Source organism: Paraglaciecola sp., assembly GCF_039942875.1.
Classification (GTDB): Bacteria; Pseudomonadota; Gammaproteobacteria; order Enterobacterales; family Alteromonadaceae; genus Paraglaciecola.
The window spans coordinates 368,032-389,050 of record NZ_JBDVBQ010000024.1 but is presented as its reverse complement, the minus strand read 5'-3'; the positions used below and the strand labels follow the sequence as shown (position 1 = coordinate 389,050).

Annotated in this window: 20 protein-coding genes and 1 pseudogene; 7 read left to right on the top strand and 14 right to left on the bottom strand. The window is 38.5% G+C overall.

Translation table 11 applies throughout. The features are described 5' to 3' along the window. Positions 1–155: 155 nt before the first annotated feature. A complete protein-coding gene (locus tag ABJE44_RS08230; protein WP_348112569.1) occupies positions 156–710 on the bottom strand; it encodes a hypothetical protein in 555 nt (184 codons plus the stop codon). A 158-nt stretch (positions 711–868) separates the two neighbouring features. Further along, positions 869–1,222 carry a DUF2306 domain-containing protein gene (locus ABJE44_RS08225; RefSeq protein WP_348112568.1) on the bottom strand — a complete coding sequence of 118 codons (354 nt, stop codon included), beginning with the start codon at positions 1,220–1,222 and terminating at the stop codon, positions 869–871. 499 nt (positions 1,223–1,721) lie between these two features. On the opposite strand from ABJE44_RS08225, the gene ABJE44_RS08220 reads away from it, so the two are divergent. Continuing rightward, the gene (locus ABJE44_RS08220) at positions 1,722–2,105 is read left to right on the top strand and encodes a cytochrome b562 (protein ID WP_348112567.1); all 384 of its coding nucleotides are present in this window, start codon (positions 1,722–1,724) and stop codon (positions 2,103–2,105) included. Between the two features lie 152 nt (positions 2,106–2,257). Here ABJE44_RS08220 and ABJE44_RS08215 read toward each other — a convergent pair whose 3' ends face one another. Beyond that, positions 2,258–2,758: a lactoylglutathione lyase family protein gene (locus ABJE44_RS08215; RefSeq protein ID WP_348112566.1), complete on the bottom strand. Its 501-nt coding sequence runs from the start codon at positions 2,756–2,758 to the stop codon at positions 2,258–2,260. Between the two features lie 96 nt (positions 2,759–2,854). Between ABJE44_RS08215 and ABJE44_RS08210 the strand changes: the two genes are divergently transcribed. From ABJE44_RS08210 to ABJE44_RS08200, 3 genes are all read left to right on the top strand, one after another. Further along, complete coding sequence (locus ABJE44_RS08210; RefSeq protein WP_348112565.1) at positions 2,855–3,733, top strand: LysR family transcriptional regulator; 879 nt, start codon at positions 2,855–2,857, stop codon at positions 3,731–3,733. A 57-nt stretch (positions 3,734–3,790) separates the two neighbouring features. Then, the gene (locus tag ABJE44_RS08205; RefSeq protein WP_348112564.1) at positions 3,791–4,441 is read left to right on the top strand and encodes a flavin reductase; all 651 of its coding nucleotides are present in this window, start codon (positions 3,791–3,793) and stop codon (positions 4,439–4,441) included. A 133-nt stretch (positions 4,442–4,574) separates the two neighbouring features. Then, positions 4,575–6,419 carry a DUF885 domain-containing protein gene (locus tag ABJE44_RS08200; RefSeq protein WP_348112563.1) on the top strand — a complete coding sequence of 615 codons (1,845 nt, stop codon included), beginning with the start codon at positions 4,575–4,577 and terminating at the stop codon, positions 6,417–6,419. Between the two features lie 187 nt (positions 6,420–6,606). On the opposite strand, the gene ABJE44_RS08195 is transcribed toward ABJE44_RS08200, so the two are convergent. Next, complete coding sequence (locus ABJE44_RS08195; protein WP_348112562.1) at positions 6,607–8,769, bottom strand: exonuclease domain-containing protein; 2,163 nt, start codon at positions 8,767–8,769, stop codon at positions 6,607–6,609. A 532-nt stretch (positions 8,770–9,301) separates the two neighbouring features. Between ABJE44_RS08195 and ABJE44_RS08190 the strand changes: the two genes are divergently transcribed. Then, complete coding sequence (locus ABJE44_RS08190; RefSeq protein ID WP_348112561.1) at positions 9,302–10,195, top strand: hypothetical protein; 894 nt, start codon at positions 9,302–9,304, stop codon at positions 10,193–10,195. Between the two features lie 392 nt (positions 10,196–10,587). Here the strand turns inward: ABJE44_RS08190 and ABJE44_RS08185 are convergent. From ABJE44_RS08185 to ABJE44_RS08175, 3 genes and pseudogenes are all read right to left on the bottom strand, one after another. Then, positions 10,588–10,794 (bottom strand): annotated as a pseudogene (locus ABJE44_RS08185) (transposase); the annotation flags it as partial. Positions 10,795–10,935: 141 nt separating this feature from the next. Further along, positions 10,936–11,985 carry an MBL fold metallo-hydrolase gene (locus ABJE44_RS08180; protein ID WP_348120714.1) on the bottom strand — a complete coding sequence of 350 codons (1,050 nt, stop codon included), beginning with the start codon at positions 11,983–11,985 and terminating at the stop codon, positions 10,936–10,938. A gap of 210 nt (positions 11,986–12,195) precedes the next feature. Continuing rightward, entirely contained in the window at positions 12,196–13,224 is a 1,029-nt protein-coding gene (locus ABJE44_RS08175) for an aldehyde reductase (RefSeq protein ID WP_348112559.1), read from the bottom strand. Between the two features lie 161 nt (positions 13,225–13,385). On the opposite strand from ABJE44_RS08175, the gene ABJE44_RS08170 reads away from it, so the two are divergent. Both ABJE44_RS08170 and ABJE44_RS08165 read left to right on the top strand, forming a co-directional pair. Continuing rightward, entirely contained in the window at positions 13,386–13,973 is a 588-nt protein-coding gene (locus tag ABJE44_RS08170; protein ID WP_348112558.1) for a TetR/AcrR family transcriptional regulator, read from the top strand. A 312-nt stretch (positions 13,974–14,285) separates the two neighbouring features. Further along, positions 14,286–14,666, top strand: a complete 381-nt coding sequence (locus tag ABJE44_RS08165; RefSeq protein ID WP_348112557.1) for a hypothetical protein — start codon at positions 14,286–14,288, stop codon at positions 14,664–14,666. A 103-nt stretch (positions 14,667–14,769) separates the two neighbouring features. Here ABJE44_RS08165 and ABJE44_RS08160 read toward each other — a convergent pair whose 3' ends face one another. The 7 genes from ABJE44_RS08160 to ABJE44_RS08130 all read right to left on the bottom strand — a co-directional run bounded on the left by ABJE44_RS08160 (position 14,770) and on the right by ABJE44_RS08130 (position 20,829). Beyond that, entirely contained in the window at positions 14,770–15,162 is a 393-nt protein-coding gene (locus ABJE44_RS08160) for an MmcQ/YjbR family DNA-binding protein (protein ID WP_348112556.1), read from the bottom strand. A 29-nt stretch (positions 15,163–15,191) separates the two neighbouring features. Further along, positions 15,192–15,719, bottom strand: coding sequence for a response regulator (locus tag ABJE44_RS08155; protein WP_348112555.1), 528 nt, complete (start codon positions 15,717–15,719; stop codon positions 15,192–15,194). Next, positions 15,716–16,963: a HAMP domain-containing sensor histidine kinase gene (locus tag ABJE44_RS08150; protein WP_348112554.1), complete on the bottom strand. Its 1,248-nt coding sequence runs from the start codon at positions 16,961–16,963 to the stop codon at positions 15,716–15,718. The genes ABJE44_RS08155 and ABJE44_RS08150 overlap by 4 nt, the downstream gene beginning before the upstream one ends. 17 nt (positions 16,964–16,980) lie before the next feature. Next, a complete protein-coding gene (locus ABJE44_RS08145) occupies positions 16,981–18,159 on the bottom strand; it encodes a hypothetical protein (protein ID WP_348112553.1) in 1,179 nt (392 codons plus the stop codon). Next, positions 18,159–19,337, bottom strand: a complete 1,179-nt coding sequence (locus ABJE44_RS08140) for an MbnH family di-heme enzyme (protein ID WP_348112552.1) — start codon at positions 19,335–19,337, stop codon at positions 18,159–18,161. The genes ABJE44_RS08145 and ABJE44_RS08140 overlap by 1 nt, the downstream gene beginning before the upstream one ends. A 77-nt stretch (positions 19,338–19,414) precedes the next feature. After that, positions 19,415–20,365: an MbnP family copper-binding protein gene (locus ABJE44_RS08135; RefSeq protein ID WP_348112551.1), complete on the bottom strand. Its 951-nt coding sequence runs from the start codon at positions 20,363–20,365 to the stop codon at positions 19,415–19,417. 26 nt (positions 20,366–20,391) lie between these two features. Next, positions 20,392–20,829 (bottom strand): copper chaperone PCu(A)C, encoded by a 438-nt coding sequence (locus ABJE44_RS08130; RefSeq protein WP_348112550.1) that lies wholly within the window; start codon positions 20,827–20,829, stop codon positions 20,392–20,394. Positions 20,830–21,019 lie beyond the last annotated feature (190 nt).

Genomic DNA, 21,019 nt, shown 5'->3' with positions numbered 1-21,019 from the left:
TTTCTAAAAAGAAAGTTTTTACGTGAGACTCAACTGATTTTGAAAATACGGATGAAGTATTTTTTAAAAGCTCCGACTTTATTTCCTTTTCAGTTTTAGAGCCAACCAATTTCACAACATTCTCCTTGAAACCTAACGCTTAACATATAGGGCAATTACTTGCTGGCTATACTGCGGGAAGCGCCAGCCAGTGAATAATTGTCCCAGCGAGCCTGCGAGCGAAATAATTTTTTTGTTATACGCATCCACCACTGAATTTCGCCATTTATCTGCTGAAGCAATACAGAATTTGGTGAGCCCTGAGTTAAACGAAACTCATATGACTTGGCAATTACCTCTAGAGTTTCATCGTGGAAACTCCAAACATAGTGTTTGAAGGGCTTAAAGTTAGCATCTGAATGATATGAGTGGACTTTATTTCTCTCCATACATTCCTTTATCCAAGATGAATTTTCTACCACGAAAGTACCGAACGGTCTTAATCCATTTTCGTATAAAGGATGACCATGAAATGCTTCTTCGTTTGGTGCGCCTAGCTTGTGTAAATAAACGCCAGAAAATTTGACTAAGCCAATTGCCTCGAATTCAAAATCAACTGGCTCTTCTTGCATATGATATGTGACATACAAATGCGTCCCATCCATTAATAATGATGGGCAAGGTGAACCAATGCTTGATTGAAGCTCATTTAATTCTATTACTCTATCCATTGCTACCGAAGTTAACATACCCAAAAGAGACAGCCATATTAAAACCTTCAAAAAATAGTTATTAAAATATAAAAAGTTATTAATTTAAATCAGTTGGTTATAGAGAAATTCTCAAATAGTAAAGTAACTAAATAAACATGGGTGGCTACTTTTTGTTTCTAATTGAATATGCCATAAATAAAGCGACCAGGAGTTACAACAGCAAAATATGCAGAAATAACAGTACCTATGTATGCACCAGCCATACAATGAGTATGGCGTTTTATATTACCTTTACGAATAGAAATTACACCAACAGGAATACAAACAATAACCAATATTGAAAAAAGATGTAACCACGTAAAACTGCCCGTTGGCGTTATAAAAAGAGAGCTTATAGCAGTAACCAACATTAAAACAGCCCAAGTTTTCCCGATACGCTTGTGAGTTAAAGTACCCTTTTCTAAAGCTAAGTTCATAGCGCCTAGAACTAAAGAGGGTATAACTGCTAGCAGATGTATATAAATTTCCATATTGACCCTATATTCCTAACGTTTCCCACAAAGGGTAAATACTTATTGGCTAAAATAACCGAGGTAGAAGCGAAAGCCAACCAAAATACTCAAAAGAGACAGCCATATTTAAGCTTTCAAAAAATAGTTAATTTAAGTTATTAAAATATAAAATTTGTTAATTTAAATCAGGTGGTTATAAAGAAATTCTCAAATATTAAAGTAACTGAATAAACATGGATGGCGACTTTTTGTTTTTTGAAATTTGGCGATGTAGAAATACGGGTCCAGAACCATGACAGAGTTAATATACAGTCGTAATTCCGAGAAAGTTTTATGTATACATCACCGCGTTTCTCGAAATGACCACCCCCTTAAACCTTTGATATCCTGACCGTAAGCTTAGGGTCTTGTGGGGATATTTCTGTGTTAAACTCCTCGTCTTCTTTTATGAATGAGTCCCCAAATGTTGTCGTTAAAAAATCTAAGTCTGATTTTAGTTGTTCTTTATGGGAGCCTGTTGCTTAGCAGTCAGGTATTTGCACAAGATCCTGTGGCAAAAGTCACCGCTAGTACTGATGTAGAAGCAACCATGAAATCAATGGCCTTAGCCTATAAACAAGCCATGGTAGCAACTAATCCAAGTAACATGCTAAGCAAGATCAGCAAGTTAAAGCAACTTGTTGCTTCGGTGCAATTAGTCCGGTTTGAAACCGAGAGGCAAGCAATATTGCAACAAGGCTTAACAGAAGTACAAGCACAGTTAGAGTTAGTTAACGCCAGCCTAGCTGAAGGTGATATGACAACTGCAAAACAGCAGTTAGAAAAGGTAGATGCTTTAAAAAAGCAATACCATAAAAAACGCAGCCCAAGTATATGGGAGCTTCTTTTTGGCACTGACTAAAACCTCTCTAGATGTATACCTGTGAAGCCAACTTCTCAGTATTGGTTACACAATTCATAGCTGTCATTAATAAAAAAGGCCCAACTTAAATAAGTTGAGCCTTTGCTTCTGAAAACACAATTAAGTCACTATCGCCCTACACAATAGTTAAATTAATAAGCACCCGCGCCATAGGTTAATTCGTAGCTATGACTGTATATTTCTAAGATGTTTCCGAACGGGTCTTCCATGTAAATCATACGATAAGGCTTTTCGCCAGGGTAATAGTAACGTGGTTTTTCCATACGCTTTTTGCCGCCAGCGGCAACAATGGCGTCTGCCAATTCTTCAAGGTTTGGATCTTGAACACAAAAGTGAAATACGCCTGTTTTCCAATACTCAAAGTTGTCTTTAGGATCTTCTTGGTTTTTAAATTCGAAAATTTCAACTCCAATTCTATCGCCAGTAGAAAGGTGAGCTATTTTAAACTTCTCCCATTTGGCACCGAATACATCGGTACACATTTCGCCAATTGGGCTATCGTCTTCTATGATTTCGGTGGGCTTCATGATCTCATACCAGCCTAATACTTCGGTATAAAACTTTACGGCTTTTTCTACATTCGGCACTGAAATACCAATATGTGAAAATGTTCTCGGATATGCTTTGCTCAACGACTTATCTCCTCAGTTAATTTGATTTTCAAAGTATATGGGCTGTGATAAATTATAAAAAATTATTAAATTTAATAATTATGAGAACGTTTAGTAATGATAAATATATCTTGGTTACAGACATTTTGTAAGTTGGTGGATGTAGGGCACTTTACTCAAACAAGTGAAGCTTTATATATGACACAGTCTGGCGTAAGTCAGCATATTAAAAAGCTTGAACAGCAATTAGATACTGCCCTTTTAATCCGCTCTGGTAAGTCTTTTACGTTAACCGAAGCGGGGATTACACTTCATCATCAAGGTAAAATATTACTTCACTCTATGACAGAGTTAGAGTCGACAATTAAAGAAGATGAACCCCATACAGGAACAGTAAAAATATCCTCTCCGGGCAGTCTTGGCCTTAAGCTTTACCCTCACCTATTGAGTATTCAACAGCAACATCCTGAGCTATCGATTGATTATAGCTTTGCCCCAAATTCAGATATTGAAAGGCGTATAACCGCCAGAAAAATCGACATCGGTTTAATTACCGAGCGCAGTAAACATCAAGATATCATTTCTGAAAAAATTGCCTTAGAGCCCTTGGTGTTAATCACTTCTAGCGAAGTTAAAACCATTAATTGGCAAGTGTTACGCAAACTTGGATTTATTAACCACCCAGATGGGGCGCACCATGCACAACTTTTATTAAGTAAAAATTTCGCAGAGTTTGAGCACATAGAGCAGTTTCGCCATAGTGGGTTTTCTAACCAAGTGAGTTTAATTTTAGAACCTGTTAGTCGAGGGTTAGGCTTTACGGTTTTACCTATTCACGCCACCCGAGCCTTTAATAACCAAGCTAATATCAACGTACATAAGCTTGGGCACTCAGTAAGTGAGCCCCTTTACCTATGCCGCAACCGCTATTCTTTTGAAACCAAACGTATTCGCTTTATCAAAAGTGTCATCTCAAACTTTATAGAAGACTTTTGATCTAGTCTTCGTACAAAAACGTAATAATACGAAATGTTTCAACCTTGAGCTGCCCCTATGCAACACATTAACAATCACACATTAAAGGCTTACCCAAGCAGATACAGAGCCCAACTTATTAATAGTTTATCTGGCTTTAAAAGCGCAAACTTAATTGGCACTGTAGACCAGCAAGGCAGTTCAAACTTAGCGATATTCAGCTCAGTGGTACATTTGGGGGCAGCTCCCGCATTAGTGGGGTTTGTCATGCGCCCCGACAGTGTTGACAGGCACACTCTAGAGAATATCCAAATAACCGAACAATATACGATTAATCAAGTAAACCAAGACATATGGCAAGCAGCCCATCAAACCTCAGCCCGCTACCTTAGGGATGAATGTGAGTTTGAAAAAACAGGGTTAACAAAAGAGTTTATTGAAGGTGTTAAAGTACCTTTTGTAAAAGAAAGTAATCTTAAGTATTTATTAACACTACAAGAAATTGTGCCAATAAAAGCCAACAACACCTTGTTCGTGATTGGTGAAATCACAGATATACTATGCCAAGAACACGCTATAAAAGACGATGGCTACATAGATATTGAATCGTTAAGCACAGTGTCTCTGTCAGGCCTTGACAGCTATCACACAACCCAAAGGTTATCTCGCTTAAGTTACGCGAAACCAGAATCAACACCCCAACCTATTGCAATTGATGGCGATAAATAGCCAAAATCACAATCTCAGTAAGACGACTAAAGCAAGTCACCTCAACATTAAGACGACTCATCAGGTCATCGGAGCAAACGCTTGCTATTAGATGATTAGGCCTTTATTTTAAACAAAAAAAGAAGGGATAATCATGGGACTAAAACGACAGTATAAAATAAAAACACTCGCCTTTTGTTTTATCATATCTGCGTGTTCTCCAGTAGAGAAAGGGCACAAAAACAAGCTAACGAATGAGGTCATTGAAAAAGCCGTACTGGCTTCTGAAGATGAAAAAATCACTCAATTTTTTGAAGATATCTTTAATGAAAACGTGGCAAGTAGCCCTGAGTATCAAACTAGTCTTGGTATAAAAACCGAAGATTATGGTAAGTGGGATGACAGTTCAGATGAGTATTACCTAAATACCTACATTCAAGAGCGCAAAAATCAATTAGCACGATTAAAAGATAATTTTGATTACCAAAGCCTTAGCGATACCAACAAATTAAGTTATGACCTGTTTGTATTTAACGCTGAGCGTTCCATTGAAAACGCTGCTTGGTACCGACATCATTACGTTGTAGACCAATTTAATGGCCAAGTAACCAATAAAATTGCTTTTATTCAAAACAACCACACAATTGATAATGTTAGTGATGCAGAGGCATACATTCTGCGACTTAATGGCATCGATAAGATATTTGTAGAGTTTGCAAAACAATTAAATGATCGAGCAGAGTTTGGGGTGATCACGCCTGAGTTTTCATTCCCCGATATGATTACAGATATCGGAAACTTAAAAACAGCAGAGCCGCAAAAACATACTCTTTATTTAGATTTTAGCGAAAAGCTAGACGCTCTCGACATAGATCCAGTCATAAAGAGCACCTTAAAGTTAGAAGCAGAACAAGCCATAGCCGGCCCTTTTCAAGCAGGTGTTGATGCGCTTATATCGCAGCTAAAAATAGTACAAACCCAAGCTAACGGTAATAAAGGAATTTGGTCTTTGCCAGATGGTGAGACCTTCTATAAAAATCGCATTAAGTACCACACCACCCTAGACTTAACTGCTGACGAAATCCATCAAATTGGTTTAGAGGATGTTGAGCGTATTCATAAAGAAATGCGTGAGATAATGAAAGAAGTAAATTTTGAAGGTAACCTGCAAGAGTTTTTTGCCTTTGTACGTAGCGACCCAAACAACTTTTATGAAGACAGTGATGCAGGCCGAGAAGCCTTTTTAGCCGAAGCCCGTCAAAGTACCGCTGATATTTTTGCCATTGCCGATCAATACTTCAATAAACTACCACAAGCTGATTTAGAAGTGAGAAGAGTTGAGCCTTGGCGCGAAAACAGCACAAGTATCGCGTTTTACAATAGACCCTCTTTAGACGGCACACGCCCCGGTAGATACTACGCCAACCTTAAAGATATGAAGAACCTTCAAAAGTATGTATTTTCAGCCATTACTTATCATGAAGGCGTGCCCGGACATCACTTTCAGATTGCTTTGGCGCAAGAGCTTGAAGGACTCCCTAAGTTTAGGAAGTTTGGCGGCTACGGAGCTTACACAGAAGGTTGGGCCTTATACGCAGAACAGCTTGCAAGAGAAATGGGGTTCTATAAAAACCCTATGTATAACTTTGGGCGCTTACAAGATGAGATTTGGCGTTCTGTTCGCTTAGTGACTGATACCGGTATTCATTCAAAAAAATGGACTCGTGAACAGGCTATTCAATACTTTATGGAAAATACCCCAATCAGTGAAGGGGATATAGTCACAGAGGTTGAGCGTTATTTTGTAAACCCTGGGCAAGCACTAGGCTACAAACTAGGCATGATCACCATATTAGATCTTAGAGAAAAAGCAAAAGCAGCGTTAGGTGATAAGTTTAATATCAGAGATTTCCATGATGTAGTAATTGGCACCGGTGCCCTGCCCTTGCCCATATTGACCAAACAAGTCGACAAATACATAGCGGCAAATAGTATCTAGTAAAACATAAACGAGCGGTAAAGCCACCAAGATAGATGATTGATCTGTCTTGGTGGTTTTAAGCCGCCGCTCACGCCAGCAACGGGCCCATCACACGCTCAAGCTCTCTTGATGGTATCAGCCTTATTACTATTTAACTTTCACGACAGGTTTAATATTTATGCTGGTTGTTAAGTTCAAATAAGATTTAACTCACGACTTTACACTCATTCACCAAATTCAAAATTTGTGCTGTAGCTTGTGCATCACACAAAGCTCTATGATGATTGACCATAGGTATTTCAAAATGCTCACAAAGGTTTGCAAGAGAATAAGATTTTAACCCAGGAAGATATTTTCTAGATTCTCTCACTGTACATAATTTTGGCATGCTGAACTTTCGATCAATTCGCTGATATTCTTGTTTAATAAACCCATAATTAAAATTGACGTTATGGGCCACAAAAATACACCCTTGAACAAAATCAGCAAACGTATCCGCAACCTCGCAAAAAAGAGGTGCGCCCTTAACCATAGTGTTATTGATCCCGGTTAACTTGGTAATAAATTTTGAAATATGGCGTTCAGGATTAACCAAGCTTGTCCATGTATCGACCACTTCGCCGCTCACCACTTTTACGGCACCAATTTCAGTAATTCGGTGCTGAGGATGTTTGCCACCCGTGGTTTCAATATCTACCACAACATAGGGCTGCATTGGGTCAACACTCCAAGTAACCCGACAGATCCCAACCTCAAACCCTGCGGCTTGCAGGGCATTTATACTCACAAATTGGTTAGGACGTATCGCATCGCCGGGGGCTTTTACCTCTTCAAACCGTAATTTACCATGTTCTATAATCATCAAGTCTGGATAACCATCCTTTAACCCCTGATAATTTTTTGCCATGGCCCGTAAATGCTCTACAACCCCTTCTAAAGGAGCTGCATTCAAAAATATAGAAATGATCTCCATCATTTTTGAGTTCCAACGGAACATTCCATTGGGTTGACCATAATATTGAGTCGCCATTTTTGTCAGATAAACTATCGCGTTTTGCGGTGTCGAAAATATCAATAAGCGCTGTTCAATGGCTTCGCTTAACGCCTGATAAATTGAGTTTTCTTTTACTACTTTTGGTCTTCGATCAAACTCTGTTGCAATTGAACCGGCTTGAAAGTTGAATAACTCTTGCCAAAATGTTAGGCCAAATAATGCATTGAATAAACGATTTTCGGTTCTAAAAACAATGGATCCTTGGCGCTGATAATATTGCTTCACGCCCATTTCGACTTTGTCTTTATACAACTCATCGATAACAAGATTAATACTATCTTCTCGTAACTTTTGGGTGAGCTTGCTTAGCTTTGATTGATGATATTTGCGAAGATAAAAATCTTCTGCAAACAGCAATAACGCATCATCTAAAGAGTGATCAATAAGACGTTCTAGGTATGCTTTTACCTTTTCTTTCTCGCCTGTTTTATAAAGCTCTCTTAACCATTTCTCTTGAGCCTTGTGGTAACAGGAAGCGCTCAGATACTCCAATGCTAAAGAGTGGTCTATGCTTAACAACTGTTTGCCTAATATATAGAAATAGTCATCCCTAAGCTTTGCAGACTGCGGGCAATCATCTGCTACAACTGGGTGTGCTGCCACTCCTTGGCTGTGTAGTGCATATTCTTTTACATCTAATTCATTTCGTTTTAATTCTTCTAATTTAGCGCTGTAGTAAAAAACACTCTTCGCCTGCTCTAAGCTATGAAATCTCGCACAAGCCTGTGTATCTTTGGTTCGCGTTCTTAAAACGCCCAAGTCACGCATAGAAAACTTATTTAAACCACTAGTGCTATCGCCAAAGAATAAAAAAAGTAGATAGGCCAAACAGTCATCAAAATTTTTAACTAAAAATTGACTAGCAAGTTTTGATGTTAGGCACTGGTTAATCGAGCAAAGCTGGTTGACTTGCTCTAGTACCTTTTGTTTGTTGGCGCTTTTCTTCACGACTTCAGAATGATGACAACATAGCAGCTCAATCAGTTGCTCTTTGGTTAATTCCTGTAACCAATCTTTAATGTCATCTGGGGTTAACTTACCTAAAAAACCTTTGTCAGCTAACGTTTGCAATTGAAGTGGGCAATCTTCAATTTCTTGATAAATCATTTTATCTAGTTTAATAAAACGACTTTGCCGATTGACCACCCTAACAAACATACACTGAGCCCCATGGGGCAATGCTTGATAAGACTGTATAAAACTTTGATTACTCTCATCTAACAGGTGTAAACACTCATGGGTGAGAAAATGAATAATTTCATTGAAATGATCGAGGTAATACTTCTCAGGTAACGCCTTATTTTTTCTAAACATTCGGGGCTCAACTAACCAATAACAAAAACATTATATACAGTAGTTTATACAGTTGTAAAATATTGAGCATATAGTTATCAATGGCAGTAATTTATGTGTCTAACCTTTTTGTTTTTTATACCAAGATACATATAAAAACTGTGTTCAAATGTAAACTGAGTGTCTGCAAGATTGGATGAGAGCAGTTAATATTAAAGCTCATCGAAAGATTAGATAAGCTAAAATGTAGAAAACCAACAAAGAGCTTATTCAAACCATTTTATACTTGTTGATTGAAAAGTGTTTAAGTAAGTTTTATTTGTGGTGTTGGTGTAGTTTCACTATGTAATTTCGAGTTATCCGCATAAAATCAAGACCCAAAAAACATTCGTATTTCCCCATGTGCTGAATCAGTCAAAGGTAATAAAGTTAACCTGTACAAAGGGTTACAGGGTGTGTTAGAAATGAGTCATGTAGAAAGGCGGAAAAATTCCGTGTTTAAACACGGAATTTTTCCATCTATTAATACTGTTAAATTTCAAAGGAAAGTCAGGTGCAGCACGATACTGAGAAATATAGACGGATTTGTGAAGAGATATCTCCCGAAGAAGCTGAGGAAATGAATCGGCGAGAGGATGAGGAGCATCAGAGGCAAGTTGAGGCGTTCAGAGCTGGCTATGAAAAAGACATTTGCTATCTCTGTAACAAACCTTTTAAGACCATTAGCAAAGACAATCCTTGCCTACATTGGCTATTACGACAATGTAAATTTAAGAAAAAAAACTTTCCTAAAATTTACGAAAAGTACGGCTATGGAAATATAGCTGCGTTTATTCGATGGTGCGCAAATCAAGAGCGTTTCCTTTCGAATATCAATGACCTTGAAGACGAGAAGTCAGATAGAAAAGTTTTGTCCTATACCGTTAAATGGAAAAATATTGAATGGACGTTTGACTGCTCCAAAAATGACTTTCAAGGGCATCAAGGAACATCAATTGATTATCCTCATTACCATTTTCAAATGAGGATCGATGGTAGGCAATTCATCAACTTCAATGATTTTCATGTCCCATTCACCGATCACGACCTTTTTATATTGAGATATAGTATGGAGCAAGGTGATTGGTTCAATCATAATTTTGGGGCTGTTGGCTCAGGTATGCAGGATGCTGTAAGTGCTGAGCTAGAAGATATACTTGAGCATACCAGTCGTTCAGATAATGAAGATGAGGCTACTTATCATTTTTCAACGATGATTGATGCAAGTGATAACCCTATTTCTGGAGAAGAAATATACGAAATACAGCAAGAGGCTGAACAAACAGGTAAATCCCTCGCTTTTGTAGCGCAGAAGCGTTTAAAGGAGCGTGCAAAAGTGCAAACGGTTATCAGTCCTGCTGACTCGATCCCGGACATCGCATCTAGAACCGAGCACAAGCGAAGATAAAATTTAAAAAAGATAACTAAGACAGTCATTATTAAAAAAGTAAAAAAAAGCGTTTTTCATTAAGTCTTTTTCCTGATTGGTTTTGGTTTTTTGGTGGGTGTTTTGATGTTTTAAAGGTTGGTTTTTCGAAAAGCTAACAAAAAAAGCTAACAAAGACAGTCATTATTAAAATAGATAACAAAGACAGTCATTATTAAAAAAGTAAAAAACAGCGTTTTTCATTAAGTCTTTTTCCTGATTGGTTTTGGGTTTTTGGTGGGTGTTTTGATGTTTTAAAGGTTGGTTTTTCGATGTTTAAGAGTTTACTTTGTCATTTGGTGCGAAAACTCAAATTTCAAACGAGTTTAACTCCCCAACTTAAGTTGGACGTTTGTTTTTAGTGCTTAGATAATTCAGGCACTTTTGAGTAAGGCTTTGGCCTTTACCATCCCTCGTATTCTTTGGTGGTTGGTGTGCTGCTTAAATTGTTGCATCATCTGTTCGCTGCCTACTGCGGTAGTAAAGTGTTGTTCAAATTCTGTAGTGAGGGTAAGCCACTGCTCTGTGTCTAACCCTAACCTTTTTAGAATAGGGCTTTGATGGTTATCTATGTGCCCTGCTTAGCTTTTTAGAGTGGGGGTCATGATTAGCTTCAAGCCCGACTGCGTATCATGTTAGCTAAGGCTGCTCCATAGTTATTTTTGAACAATAAACACATTTTTACATCACCATTTATTAGACAATAAACCTTAGTTTCTTACTTAGCTTTGAGGTTTTAGCCACCAATTAAATGTTGTTCTTTCAGGTGTTTTTACATTGACTCGTTCACCAAATTTAGGAGTTAATACAACGACCTCTTTGTCGGCGGCTAATTCCGTTATTCTCTGCAACGGCTCATTCCAGTTGTGCAGTGAGAGATCGAACGTGCCATTATGAATAGGCAGCATAACATCACCTTTTAAGTCTACATGCGCTTGTAAACTTTGTTCAGGGAACATATGAACCTCAGGCCATAACTCATGGTAAGCGCCCGTTTCTATTAGCGTTAAATCAAATGGACCTAAACGTTCTCCTATTTCTTTAAAGCCACCGAAATACCCTGAATCACCGCCGAAATAAATGTTTGATTCGGCACCTTGGATGGCCCAGCTTGCCCAAAGTGTTTCATCTTTGTCGAGCAAACCTCTCCCTGAAAAGTGTTGAGCAGGGGTTGCAGTTATTTTTAACGTGTCGACTTGTGTTGATTGCCACCAATTAAGTTCTGTTATTTTAGATTTATCAATTCCCCAGCTTTCTAAGTGCTTGCCTACTTTGAGTGGTGTTATAAAAAACTCCACTTTTTTATCTAACTCTAATATTGCGTGTTTATCTAAATGGTCGTAATGGTCATGACTAATTATTACAGCTTTAATATTAGGCAGTTGTTCAATCGAAATAGGCGGTTGATGGAAACGTTTTGGTCCCATCCATTGAACTGGCGATGCGCGCTCGCTAAAAACCGGATCAAATATAATTAAGTTTTGGTCGATTCTTAAAAGAATAGAGGAGTGGCCAAGTCTAAATAAGATATCGGACTCATCAGGAGCTAATAGCTCATCAATCAAAGGTATAACTGGAATGTCGAAGTTAGGTGTCGCTTGATCACGCTTATCATTCCAATAGGCTTTACTCATGTCGTAATAATCACTTGTACTCGTTGTTTGATTGATTTCTGTATTAGTAAATTTTTTAACTGAATTATCATTATCAACATTTTTAACACAACTAGAAGCCATAATCATTCCCCCTATCAGTAGTAATTTTTTTAACATTGTATATATCCAAAAAAGTAAACTATTTATTGTGTATAAGTAGAAATCACCTTTTTAAAATGAAAAAAATAGAGGTCTACAGAGATTGATACAAAGAGTAAGGATGTGCTCTTAATGAATTACACAACAAACTTAAAGACAAAATCTATATGCACCTAAATATATTAATCATATTCAGGTGCGCTATGTTTTTTATATATTAACTCTAAATTACTTTTGTAATTTAATTGCACCTTGCTTAATTAAACTTTGTGCTGTGTCGAAGATTGTTTCTTCTTCAGGACGCTGACTCCAGTTTAATTGCTGTTTTGCTTTTGCATTACTCATATTATGTTTAAAGCCTAAATCTTTGACGACCGTTTTTAACACTGGGTCTACATAAGACATGGCTTTTACTAACCAGTTGGGTAATGAACGGCTTGGTATTTTATGCTCAGGGAATTGCTTTCTTAAGGCATCAGCTATATCGCTCATCCACATGAATTTGCTTGCTGCAATATATCTTTGTTTGGCAGCATTTGGTGATGTCATTGCTAAAATATGTGCTTGTGCAACATCTCTAACATCTGAAACAGTAAAGCCAATTTGGGGAATGGCAGGTAGCGACTTATCCATCAATTTAATGATCACTTCTGCAGAAGTACCGTAGTCAGACTCCAATACTGGACCTAAAATAATACCTGGGTTGATAACTGACAATTCTAATCCAGCTTCATTAGCAAAATCCCACGCCGCTCTTTCTGCTAATGTTTTAGATTTGTAATACGGGGTGACTCTTTTGTCATTTGGATCGGTCCAACACTCTTCAGTTTGTTGCACATTTTCATTACCGTACAACACAGATGCAATGGATGAAGTTAATACGATACGTTTAATACCATTATCTTTTGCCGCTTTTAATACTCGTAATGTGCCTTCTATTGCTGGCTTTATAATTTCATTTTCATCTTTTGGGATATAAGTCAGGAAGGGAGATGCAGTATGAATAACAAAATCCGCACCTTTCATCGCTTCGTTCCAACCTTGGTCTTTTGATAAATCACACTCAACAAAGCTTAGGGTAGCTTGAGTTTCACCAACTTGATCTAAAATTATTTTTTCTATCTCAGCTGAGCGCTTTAATGATCGTAATGTGCCTTTAACATTAAAACCCTGTTTCAATAATTTAATTGATGTATGGCTGCCTAAAAAGCCAGTTACTCCAGTTACTACAACCGTTTCTTTGTTTTGGTCTTGCATAATTTACCTTTTACTTAAAACTAGTTAGATCAAACCTGACATAAATTACATGAAACGTCAGAAATTACATAGTGACAATATTTGTAATTTATGTCAAGATTATTTTTTGCACAAAATAATCTCCCGATTTAGTGCCTTAATTAAAAAAGTGTTTATATAAAATGCAAATTGAAGAGAAGAAGCACCAAATACTGCAAGCGGCAACAGAGGTTTTTGGCACCTATGGTTATAAAAAAACATCTATGCAAGACATTGCTGATGCGTTAGATATTTCTCGTCCTGCGTTGTACCAATATTATAAAAATAAAGAGGCTGTTTTTTTAGCCTTAGTAGAACACACCCTTAATTTGGGAGAACAAGCTGCAATACAAGGATTTAGTCATTCTGAAGATAGTTTTGAATGTTTGTTACATGGTATAAAAAATATGGAACAAGTGTTATTTGGTCCTATTTTCTTGAAACCTAACGGAAAAGAGTTACTCACTTTATCTAAAAAACTAGCACCAGATTTAATGACTAGCTTTGAAATGCAACTTTTTAACAAAATCGTTTGTGTGTTAGACAAGGCAGTAGTTGAGCAAAGAATCAACCTTAAAACGTTAAATGTAGAAGTCTCAGATGTGGCAAAAATTATATTGCAGAGTGTAGACGGAATAAAAAATACGAGTGAATCTCTGGAAGAGTTAGATCAACAACTTCATTTATTCTTAACTGTTTTCTGGAAAGGATTACAAAAACAGGGTAACTAATAACGTTGATGCGCTGAGTTAGCATATTTAACACATATGAGCCTTAGGTTAGTCAATAAAGAAAAACAGACATTAACGGTGAAGAATACTTTGTTGTTATTTATGCTGGAATACAAGATAACCTCTTAGTTGCAGGTAAAAGTTAAAGTTATCATTATTGCTGCTTGAAGACTGGCATAAAACAAGTGGCCGCTAATACACGCATCAAACCTGACTCCGCAAACAGGTCGTTTTTTTGCAAAACGAACGGCGCAAAAACGCGCCCTACTTGCCCCGCTGTTTATGTAACTCGTGAGACATTCAAAGGTGAGAATGATTAAATTTAAAGTAACAAGTACAATTACAGCGGTTATAGCATTTACTTTGTGTTTGGTTCTTATACTTATTCCCGAAGTATTATTTATGTTGTTTCATATTGATGAAAATAGTTCTGCGATCTTTATGGCTAGAAGGGCTGCAATGTTATTTCTCGGAATATCTGTGTTTAGTTGGTTCGGGCGAAACGCTAAGCATTCAGAATCTAGGCAGGCTATATGTTTAAGCCTTTCAATATCTATGTTTGCATTGGCTTTTCTTGGTAGTGCAGAATACTTACGTGGGTATGCTGGCATAGGTATTTTACTGGCTGTTATTACGGAAGCGACGCTTGCTTTCATGTATTTTAAAATATGGTTCCGTTGCAAAAATACCTAATAAAAACTTTAATCGAAACATAAACACTAGGCTATTTAAACCAACTATTTCTGTCTACTAAATTGGACGTTATACCGCAGTAACTAATGAAGTCTAATCTATATTAAAGATGCACCAAGATTGACTGCTGGTCTTTCTTGGTCATTTTTGCCACTACTAGCTCAAATGAGTGGTCTATCATACGCGCAACCTCTCCTTGAGGAATTGAGCCATCGAGTATCACCGTATTCCAATGTACTTTATTCATGTGATATCCGGGTATTACCGATGGAAAGATATCTCGTAGTTCAAGTGCATGACTTGGGTCGCACTTAAGATTCATCCAATAAGGTCCATCTAGACCTTCAGTTTTTTTACCTTTGGCCATTTTCCCCAAAGATAAAGTAGCAAACATCTTGGTTTTGACTTTAAACACTGCAACACCTTCACCAAAGGGGTAGTTTTCAGTGCTGAACGGCTTTTGTAATAAATAATGTTGAGCTTGTAATGAGTCCATGGATTCTCTTTAAATAAGTCGCTCTTGAGTTATTCGCTTATTGGCTTTTTCAATAGTTTACGTTGCAATGTACGGCGGTGCATTCCTAATTGTCTGGCGGTGACCGATATATTGCCATCATTTGATTTTAACACTTGTTGAATGTGCTCCCACTCAAGACGGGCCGGTGACATAACAGTGGTTCTAGTGTCTGTGGCCTTGGTGCTGGGCTCGCCGTCTAACATGGCTAATAGGGTTTTAGTATCAACAGGTTTCGACATGTAATCATCGGCTCCTGACTTTATAGCCTCAACTGCGGTAGCGATGCTGGCATAGCCTGTTAAGAGTATGATCCTCGCCTTGGGTAGGCTTTTTCTTAGCTGAGGTAAAATCTGTAAACTATTTTGATTACCCACTTTTAAATCTAAAATTAAGTAACTAGGTTGATGCTCAATGGCCAAAGCCATGCCCTGCTCGGTTGTATTGCCATGAATGCAGTCATACCCAAAGTGAGATAAGCGCCTTAGCAGTATATCTGCAAAGCTTTGTTCATCTTCAATCAACAAAAGCTGTTTCATGAGACATCAACCAAGTTCATGGCAATTTCTACCACAGCGCCTGAATCGGAGTGATTGTAGAGTCTAAATTGTGCACCTAACCTTTCAAAGGTCGCGTGGCTTAGTAACACTCCCATTCCAAATCCATTTTCACTTTTAACTATGGTTGACCCTAATTCTAACAAGCTTTGTTCAGATAAACCTTTGCCAAAATCTCGAATGGTAATAAATAATTGATGTTCTTCAACATGATTAGACAGCTCAACTTTATCGCTGTTATTTTCTTTGGATGCTTGTACCGCATTTTGAATTAAATTCAATAACGCCGGAAATAAAGTCGTATCGGTATACACAGCAAGTGTGTCTGAATATTCTAGTTGATAGCCCATTTGAGTGTCAGGGAAATTAAGCTGTACTTCTTGTTGTAGTTGCACCAATAAATCCGTTAATGACAGATATCGCTTACTGTTTTGCTTTAACTCTTCTGACATCACCCTAAAATCTTGCAACCGCTTACTACAAAGTGACAACTGTTCTTTTAACTGAGACAAGTACCTATGGGAGTACTCTAATTCAAGCTCTTCGGTTAAAAGATTTGCTGTGGCTAACGGGGTTGCCATTTGGTGGGCAAATTGTGCGGCTGTCGTACCAAGGGCAACTAACTGCTCTTGCCGTAATTGTTCTTCTCTGGCTTGACTTACAAAGCGTTCTTGATGACGCATAGCCTGTGCAAGTGACGCCACTACTAGCACCACAACTAAAGCGGATAATACAAAGTTCAACCACATACCAGTGAAGTGTTGTTGCATATCAACCATATGTAGTTGATGAGGGTCCATGCTAAATAACAGCGCCGAATACGCAACTAAGGCAACAAAGGTCACAAACAACAACCAAGCTCTGGTTAAGGTTACCGCTGCAATCGCAACTGGTAATAACAACAAGGACACAAAGGGATTAGTGGCCCCATTAGCAAAATATAGCATTAAGGTTAAAAACAAAATATCTAGTAAAATTTGCAATAAGTACTCGGCTAAGTGAGCATTACGATTACCTCTATACACATAAAACAAAACAATATTGATAGCCAACTCTGCAGCAATAATCATTTTTAAGGTGATATAAGACAGCTCATACTCGAACCAAAATTCGGTCACCAACACGACCACCAGCTGCAATGTGATAAAACCATAGCGCAGTTTGATTAACTGCAATAAATGGCGATTGGTTTGTAAATAAGACAAAGACATTTGAGGATTTAACATGGCAAAAGATTAGGCAGTTATAACAGTTTATACTGCCAAACTAAACCTAAAGACCAGCGGCTTGTTTGTTTCTCTTGTGTATTGTCTTGATACCACTCAGTGCGCAAGGTGAAGTCTTCGTAAACATCCCATACCCAAGCAACAGCGAATTTTTCAGGTTCAAAATCTTCATTATATAAACCCGTTGATTGCACAAAAGTTTGCGAGGTTTGCGTGAAGCGGTTATCTATCACTAATCGTTCGTATTTAACACTTATATGATGGGAGTCTAATGCCACACCCATTTGTAGCGAGTATCCGTCTTGGGTACTTAAATACGCGGCACTTTGAGTGCTATCAAGCAGCACACCATCAACATCTGAGGTTATCCATTCAAACCCTGCATCTAGAGTGATAGGATTCAGTTGCCATGCAATGTCGCCATAAATGCCAAACATTAGGGTGTCGCCTGTGAATGCTAAATCAGATGCACTGAGCTGACTATCAGAATGGCTATGGCCATCTTCGTACCTTAGGTCGGTTCTACTTTTAGCATCGCTAAACATTAACCAAGAGCCAAATTGTCCCTTTATGTTTTGATAACGCACTGGCGTATGAACATATACAGCGGCTGTCCCATCACCTGAACTAGAGGGAAAGTTATCACCGTTAAATAGTTCGACTCCCAAGTTAAACCCATAAAAACTACTGCTGGCTCTGACGCCTATATCCACAAAGTGACGACCAAAAAATACGTCTGCGAGTAAAGGAGCTTCGCTATACGCACCATCAGAGGCATGAAAGCTTGCTGTGGGCGTAACTTCGGTAGACATCTTCCCTACTTCAAACAACATAACTTGATTGTAGAATTCAGTATTGGCGCCAAACCAAAGGTTTTCTAAGCTAACTTCAGTGGAGCCATCATGACCATGGGTGCCAATTTTGGTACTCACAAAGTAACCTTCTTTTATATTTAAATGCCCTAAGAGTTGCACATCATCTAAGGTCGCACCTTTTGAAACCGGAAGCGCTTCGCCCCCCATTAGCACACCGGGTATTTGCCATACTTCATCAGCTGGCGCTGCTTCATTACTGCGATAAGTAACTGTGGTTCTTACATCTACAGAATCGGGGCGACTGTTACCGTGAATACTTTGATGGGCGTAAATAGGTGCAGACAAGCCACACAATACAATGCTAAAAGTTAACTTGTTCATTATTGCTCTTCAAATGGGTCAGAAAATTTTGGATTATTGATGAATTCGTAATCCGTGAGTGATTCTAAAAACGCTATCACGGCATCTATCTCATCATCGGTTGCATCAAAGCCGGTTATTAACCCAGATTTAAGGGGGCTTAAGTTGCCGTCGCCCGCGTTTTCGCCACTTTCAATCAGCTGCCCTCCCCTAGCATAATGCTCTATCACTTCACGTAATGTCTGTAAGCTACCATCATGCATATAAGGCCCAGTCAGCTCTATATTACGGAGGCTTTGCGGCCGAAACTTACCTCTATCGTTCAAATCTAGGGTGAGATCATATAAGCCTTGGTCCGCTGCTGGATAGCTACCCTCACCGTCTAGGTTATATAAACCGTTATTAAAAAATGGATACGCAATGGTATCTTCAGTGGTATTTGAGTCTCGATAAGACACCGAAAAATTACTGCCGGTATGACAATGAAAGCATTCAAACTTCTCACCATTAAATAAACTAAAACCCAACTTTTGCTGTTCAGTTAAGGCGCTGGTATCACCTAATAAATATTGGTCGTAAGCACTATTGGCACTGATCATAGTGCGGATGAAGCTAGCCAACGAAAATATAATTTTATTAATGGTAGTGCCACTGTCACTATCGGGAAAAGCAGCAGCAAACATGGCAACATAGGCTGGGTCTGCATCAAACCGTGCAAGGACTTCATCTAAGTTAGGATCGGTTACCCCAAGTTCAATGGGGTTGTCTGCTCTTATGGGGACATTGAGCTGGTCTTCTAACGCCAAAAAGCCATTGTTGCTCCATGTAAACGTAGAGTGGTAAGCCACATTGGCTAATCCTTGGCTATTACGGGTTAACTGATGGCCAGTAGAACCAAAAGGGGTAGAGACACCATCACTGAAGGCTAATGATTGGTCATGACATGACTCACAAGATTGAGTTTGATTGGCAGAGAGCTTTTTGTCGTAAAATAAAAACCTACCCAGCTCAATTTTCTCCTCAGATATTGGATTAAAATCTGGAACATAAGGCACCGCTATGTGGTCGGGTAACGCTAATAAATCACGTAATGAAGTTTGCTCAGAGCTTTCTTCAACTGTGGTTGAAGATGAATGATTACACCCCGTTAAACCTAAGAAAGCAGTTACCGATAAAAAACTGAAAACAAAGTACTTCATAAAATCTCTTAAAGCATCATTGGAGAATAACTTTGGGGTAAACCTGTGCTTACCCCAAATTCAAAAAAGGGTTGGTATTACTCAACCACAACTGTTGAATTGTCAGCGGCTAAACTATCGCCGGTTTCGGCAGAGATCCCAAAATTGACAAAGATAGGGCCACAGTCTGCTTGCACACTACTTGGTGCAGAATGACAACTGACTCCCGTGGTGGTAACGCCTTCAGATGTAGATGAAAATGCCACATCAGCTAAAACACTTTCTATGTCTACCACAACCGTGTTTACAGCTGGGTCAAAATTGTCCAACTCAACTTTTGGGGTATTGATAAAATCACATTCATCTTGAGTTTCAAGGGCTAACAGGCCATCACCGGTGCAGTTTCTACTGCCAATATGTAGATACCCTTCGCCCGACTCACCATTGGTATCTTCTATGGCAAAATTCATTACAAAATGACGATAGCCACTTGCCCAAGACCAATACATTTCGTTCAATGGAGACGGAGCATCTTCAGCCGAAGTGGTTGCAATAACATCTTTCATTATGGCTTGGGGTAAGCCTAAATCGAAAGAAACCTTTGCCACACCTGTATCTAAATAGGTGCCTGTAATCTCAGTGTTGGTGCGAGCGGTACCCGTTAGGCTTTCTAAGGCACAAGTACCACTACTATTACCGGTTAAATCAATTAACGCCACAAACCCTTGTTCACTTTGATATTGAAATTCGTTTTCATCTAAGGTGGCTTCAATCTCAACATCATATTGGTCGTAGAATTTAATATTACTCACATAAAACCTGAGATCACTCACTCCTAAGCTATAACTTGCATCAGAACCATAGCCTGTAAACATAGTGTCGCAATTGACCTCTTCAACACCACTCATGGCTTTAAAATCTAAACTAAAGGCCTCAGCAACGGCATTGTTATCATCAGTACTTGAACTGCTACCACCACAGGCGCTCAACATAGAGGTGGCCGCAATAGCCGCTAGAGAAATGGGTTTTAAATGAGTAGATTTATCCATAATTAATATCCTGTTTATTACTTAACTTAATGATGATGTTGAGTCGGCGCATCTGTATCTGCTTTGGGTGAGTCTTCCACCCATACTTCAACGGTTATTGCGCCACTGTTTTGAAAATGAAGCGTCATGGGGAATTTGCTGCCCAACTCTAAAGGTCGAGTTAAGCCCACCAACATAATATGTATGCCACCTGGGCTGAGTGTGGTCGTATTTTTTGCTGTAATGACTAGGCCTTGTTTAACCTCGCGCATTTGGGCCATGTCATGGGTAAACTTTGTTTGATGAATTTCAGCCTGTTGCGCGATATTAGATGAAACCTCAACTGACATTAATTTATCTATATCAGGAGTTGGATTTTTGATTGAAAAGTAAATCGCAGCGGTTTTTACGACAGCAGATGTTGGCCTAGCCCATGGATGGCCTATTTCCAGTTTGCCGGTTTTAAAATCATGGGCATTAACCATAGAAGTGAGCAATAAAAGAAAGAGAAGAAGCGGTTTTACGAGATGAATAGGAAGTAATTTTAAACTATGCACTTTCAAAAAATGATCCAAAATAAATTTTCAGTCATTATAGAAAGTTAATAAATTGTAACAATGCGACATAATGTCGCACCTATACCTAGTGCAGATATAAACCTATGTTTTTAAGGGT

Bases quoted from the DNA above. Each gene is read 5' to 3' on its own strand.
- ABJE44_RS08150 (WP_348112554.1), bottom strand. From the start codon at position 16,963: ATGTTAAATCCTCAAATGTCTTTGTCTTATTTACAAACCAATCGCCAT.
- ABJE44_RS08135 (WP_348112551.1), bottom strand. From the start codon at position 20,365: ATGGATAAATCTACTCATTTAAAACCCATTTCTCTAGCGGCTATTGCG.
- ABJE44_RS08210 (WP_348112565.1), top strand. From the start codon at position 2,855: ATGATAAATATATCTTGGTTACAGACATTTTGTAAGTTGGTGGATGTA.
- ABJE44_RS08145 (WP_348112553.1), bottom strand. From the start codon at position 18,159: ATGAACAAGTTAACTTTTAGCATTGTATTGTGTGGCTTGTCTGCACCT.
- ABJE44_RS08130 (WP_348112550.1), bottom strand. From the start codon at position 20,829: ATGGTTAATGCCCATGATTTTAAAACCGGCAAACTGGAAATAGGCCAT.
- ABJE44_RS08170 (WP_348112558.1), top strand. From the start codon at position 13,386: ATGCAAATTGAAGAGAAGAAGCACCAAATACTGCAAGCGGCAACAGAG.
- ABJE44_RS08155 (WP_348112555.1), bottom strand. From the start codon at position 15,719: ATGAAACAGCTTTTGTTGATTGAAGATGAACAAAGCTTTGCAGATATA.
- ABJE44_RS08205 (WP_348112564.1), top strand. From the start codon at position 3,791: ATGCAACACATTAACAATCACACATTAAAGGCTTACCCAAGCAGATAC.
- ABJE44_RS08200 (WP_348112563.1), top strand. From the start codon at position 4,575: ATGGGACTAAAACGACAGTATAAAATAAAAACACTCGCCTTTTGTTTT.
- ABJE44_RS08225 (WP_348112568.1), bottom strand. From the start codon at position 1,222: ATGGAAATTTATATACATCTGCTAGCAGTTATACCCTCTTTAGTTCTA.
- ABJE44_RS08175 (WP_348112559.1), bottom strand. From the start codon at position 13,224: ATGCAAGACCAAAACAAAGAAACGGTTGTAGTAACTGGAGTAACTGGC.
- ABJE44_RS08230 (WP_348112569.1), bottom strand. From the start codon at position 710: ATGGATAGAGTAATAGAATTAAATGAGCTTCAATCAAGCATTGGTTCA.
- ABJE44_RS08165 (WP_348112557.1), top strand. From the start codon at position 14,286: ATGATTAAATTTAAAGTAACAAGTACAATTACAGCGGTTATAGCATTT.
- ABJE44_RS08140 (WP_348112552.1), bottom strand. From the start codon at position 19,337: ATGAAGTACTTTGTTTTCAGTTTTTTATCGGTAACTGCTTTCTTAGGT.
- ABJE44_RS08180 (WP_348120714.1), bottom strand. From the start codon at position 11,985: ATGTTAAAAAAATTACTACTGATAGGGGGAATGATTATGGCTTCTAGT.
- ABJE44_RS08195 (WP_348112562.1), bottom strand. From the start codon at position 8,769: ATGTTTAGAAAAAATAAGGCGTTACCTGAGAAGTATTACCTCGATCAT.
- ABJE44_RS08160 (WP_348112556.1), bottom strand. From the start codon at position 15,162: ATGGACTCATTACAAGCTCAACATTATTTATTACAAAAGCCGTTCAGC.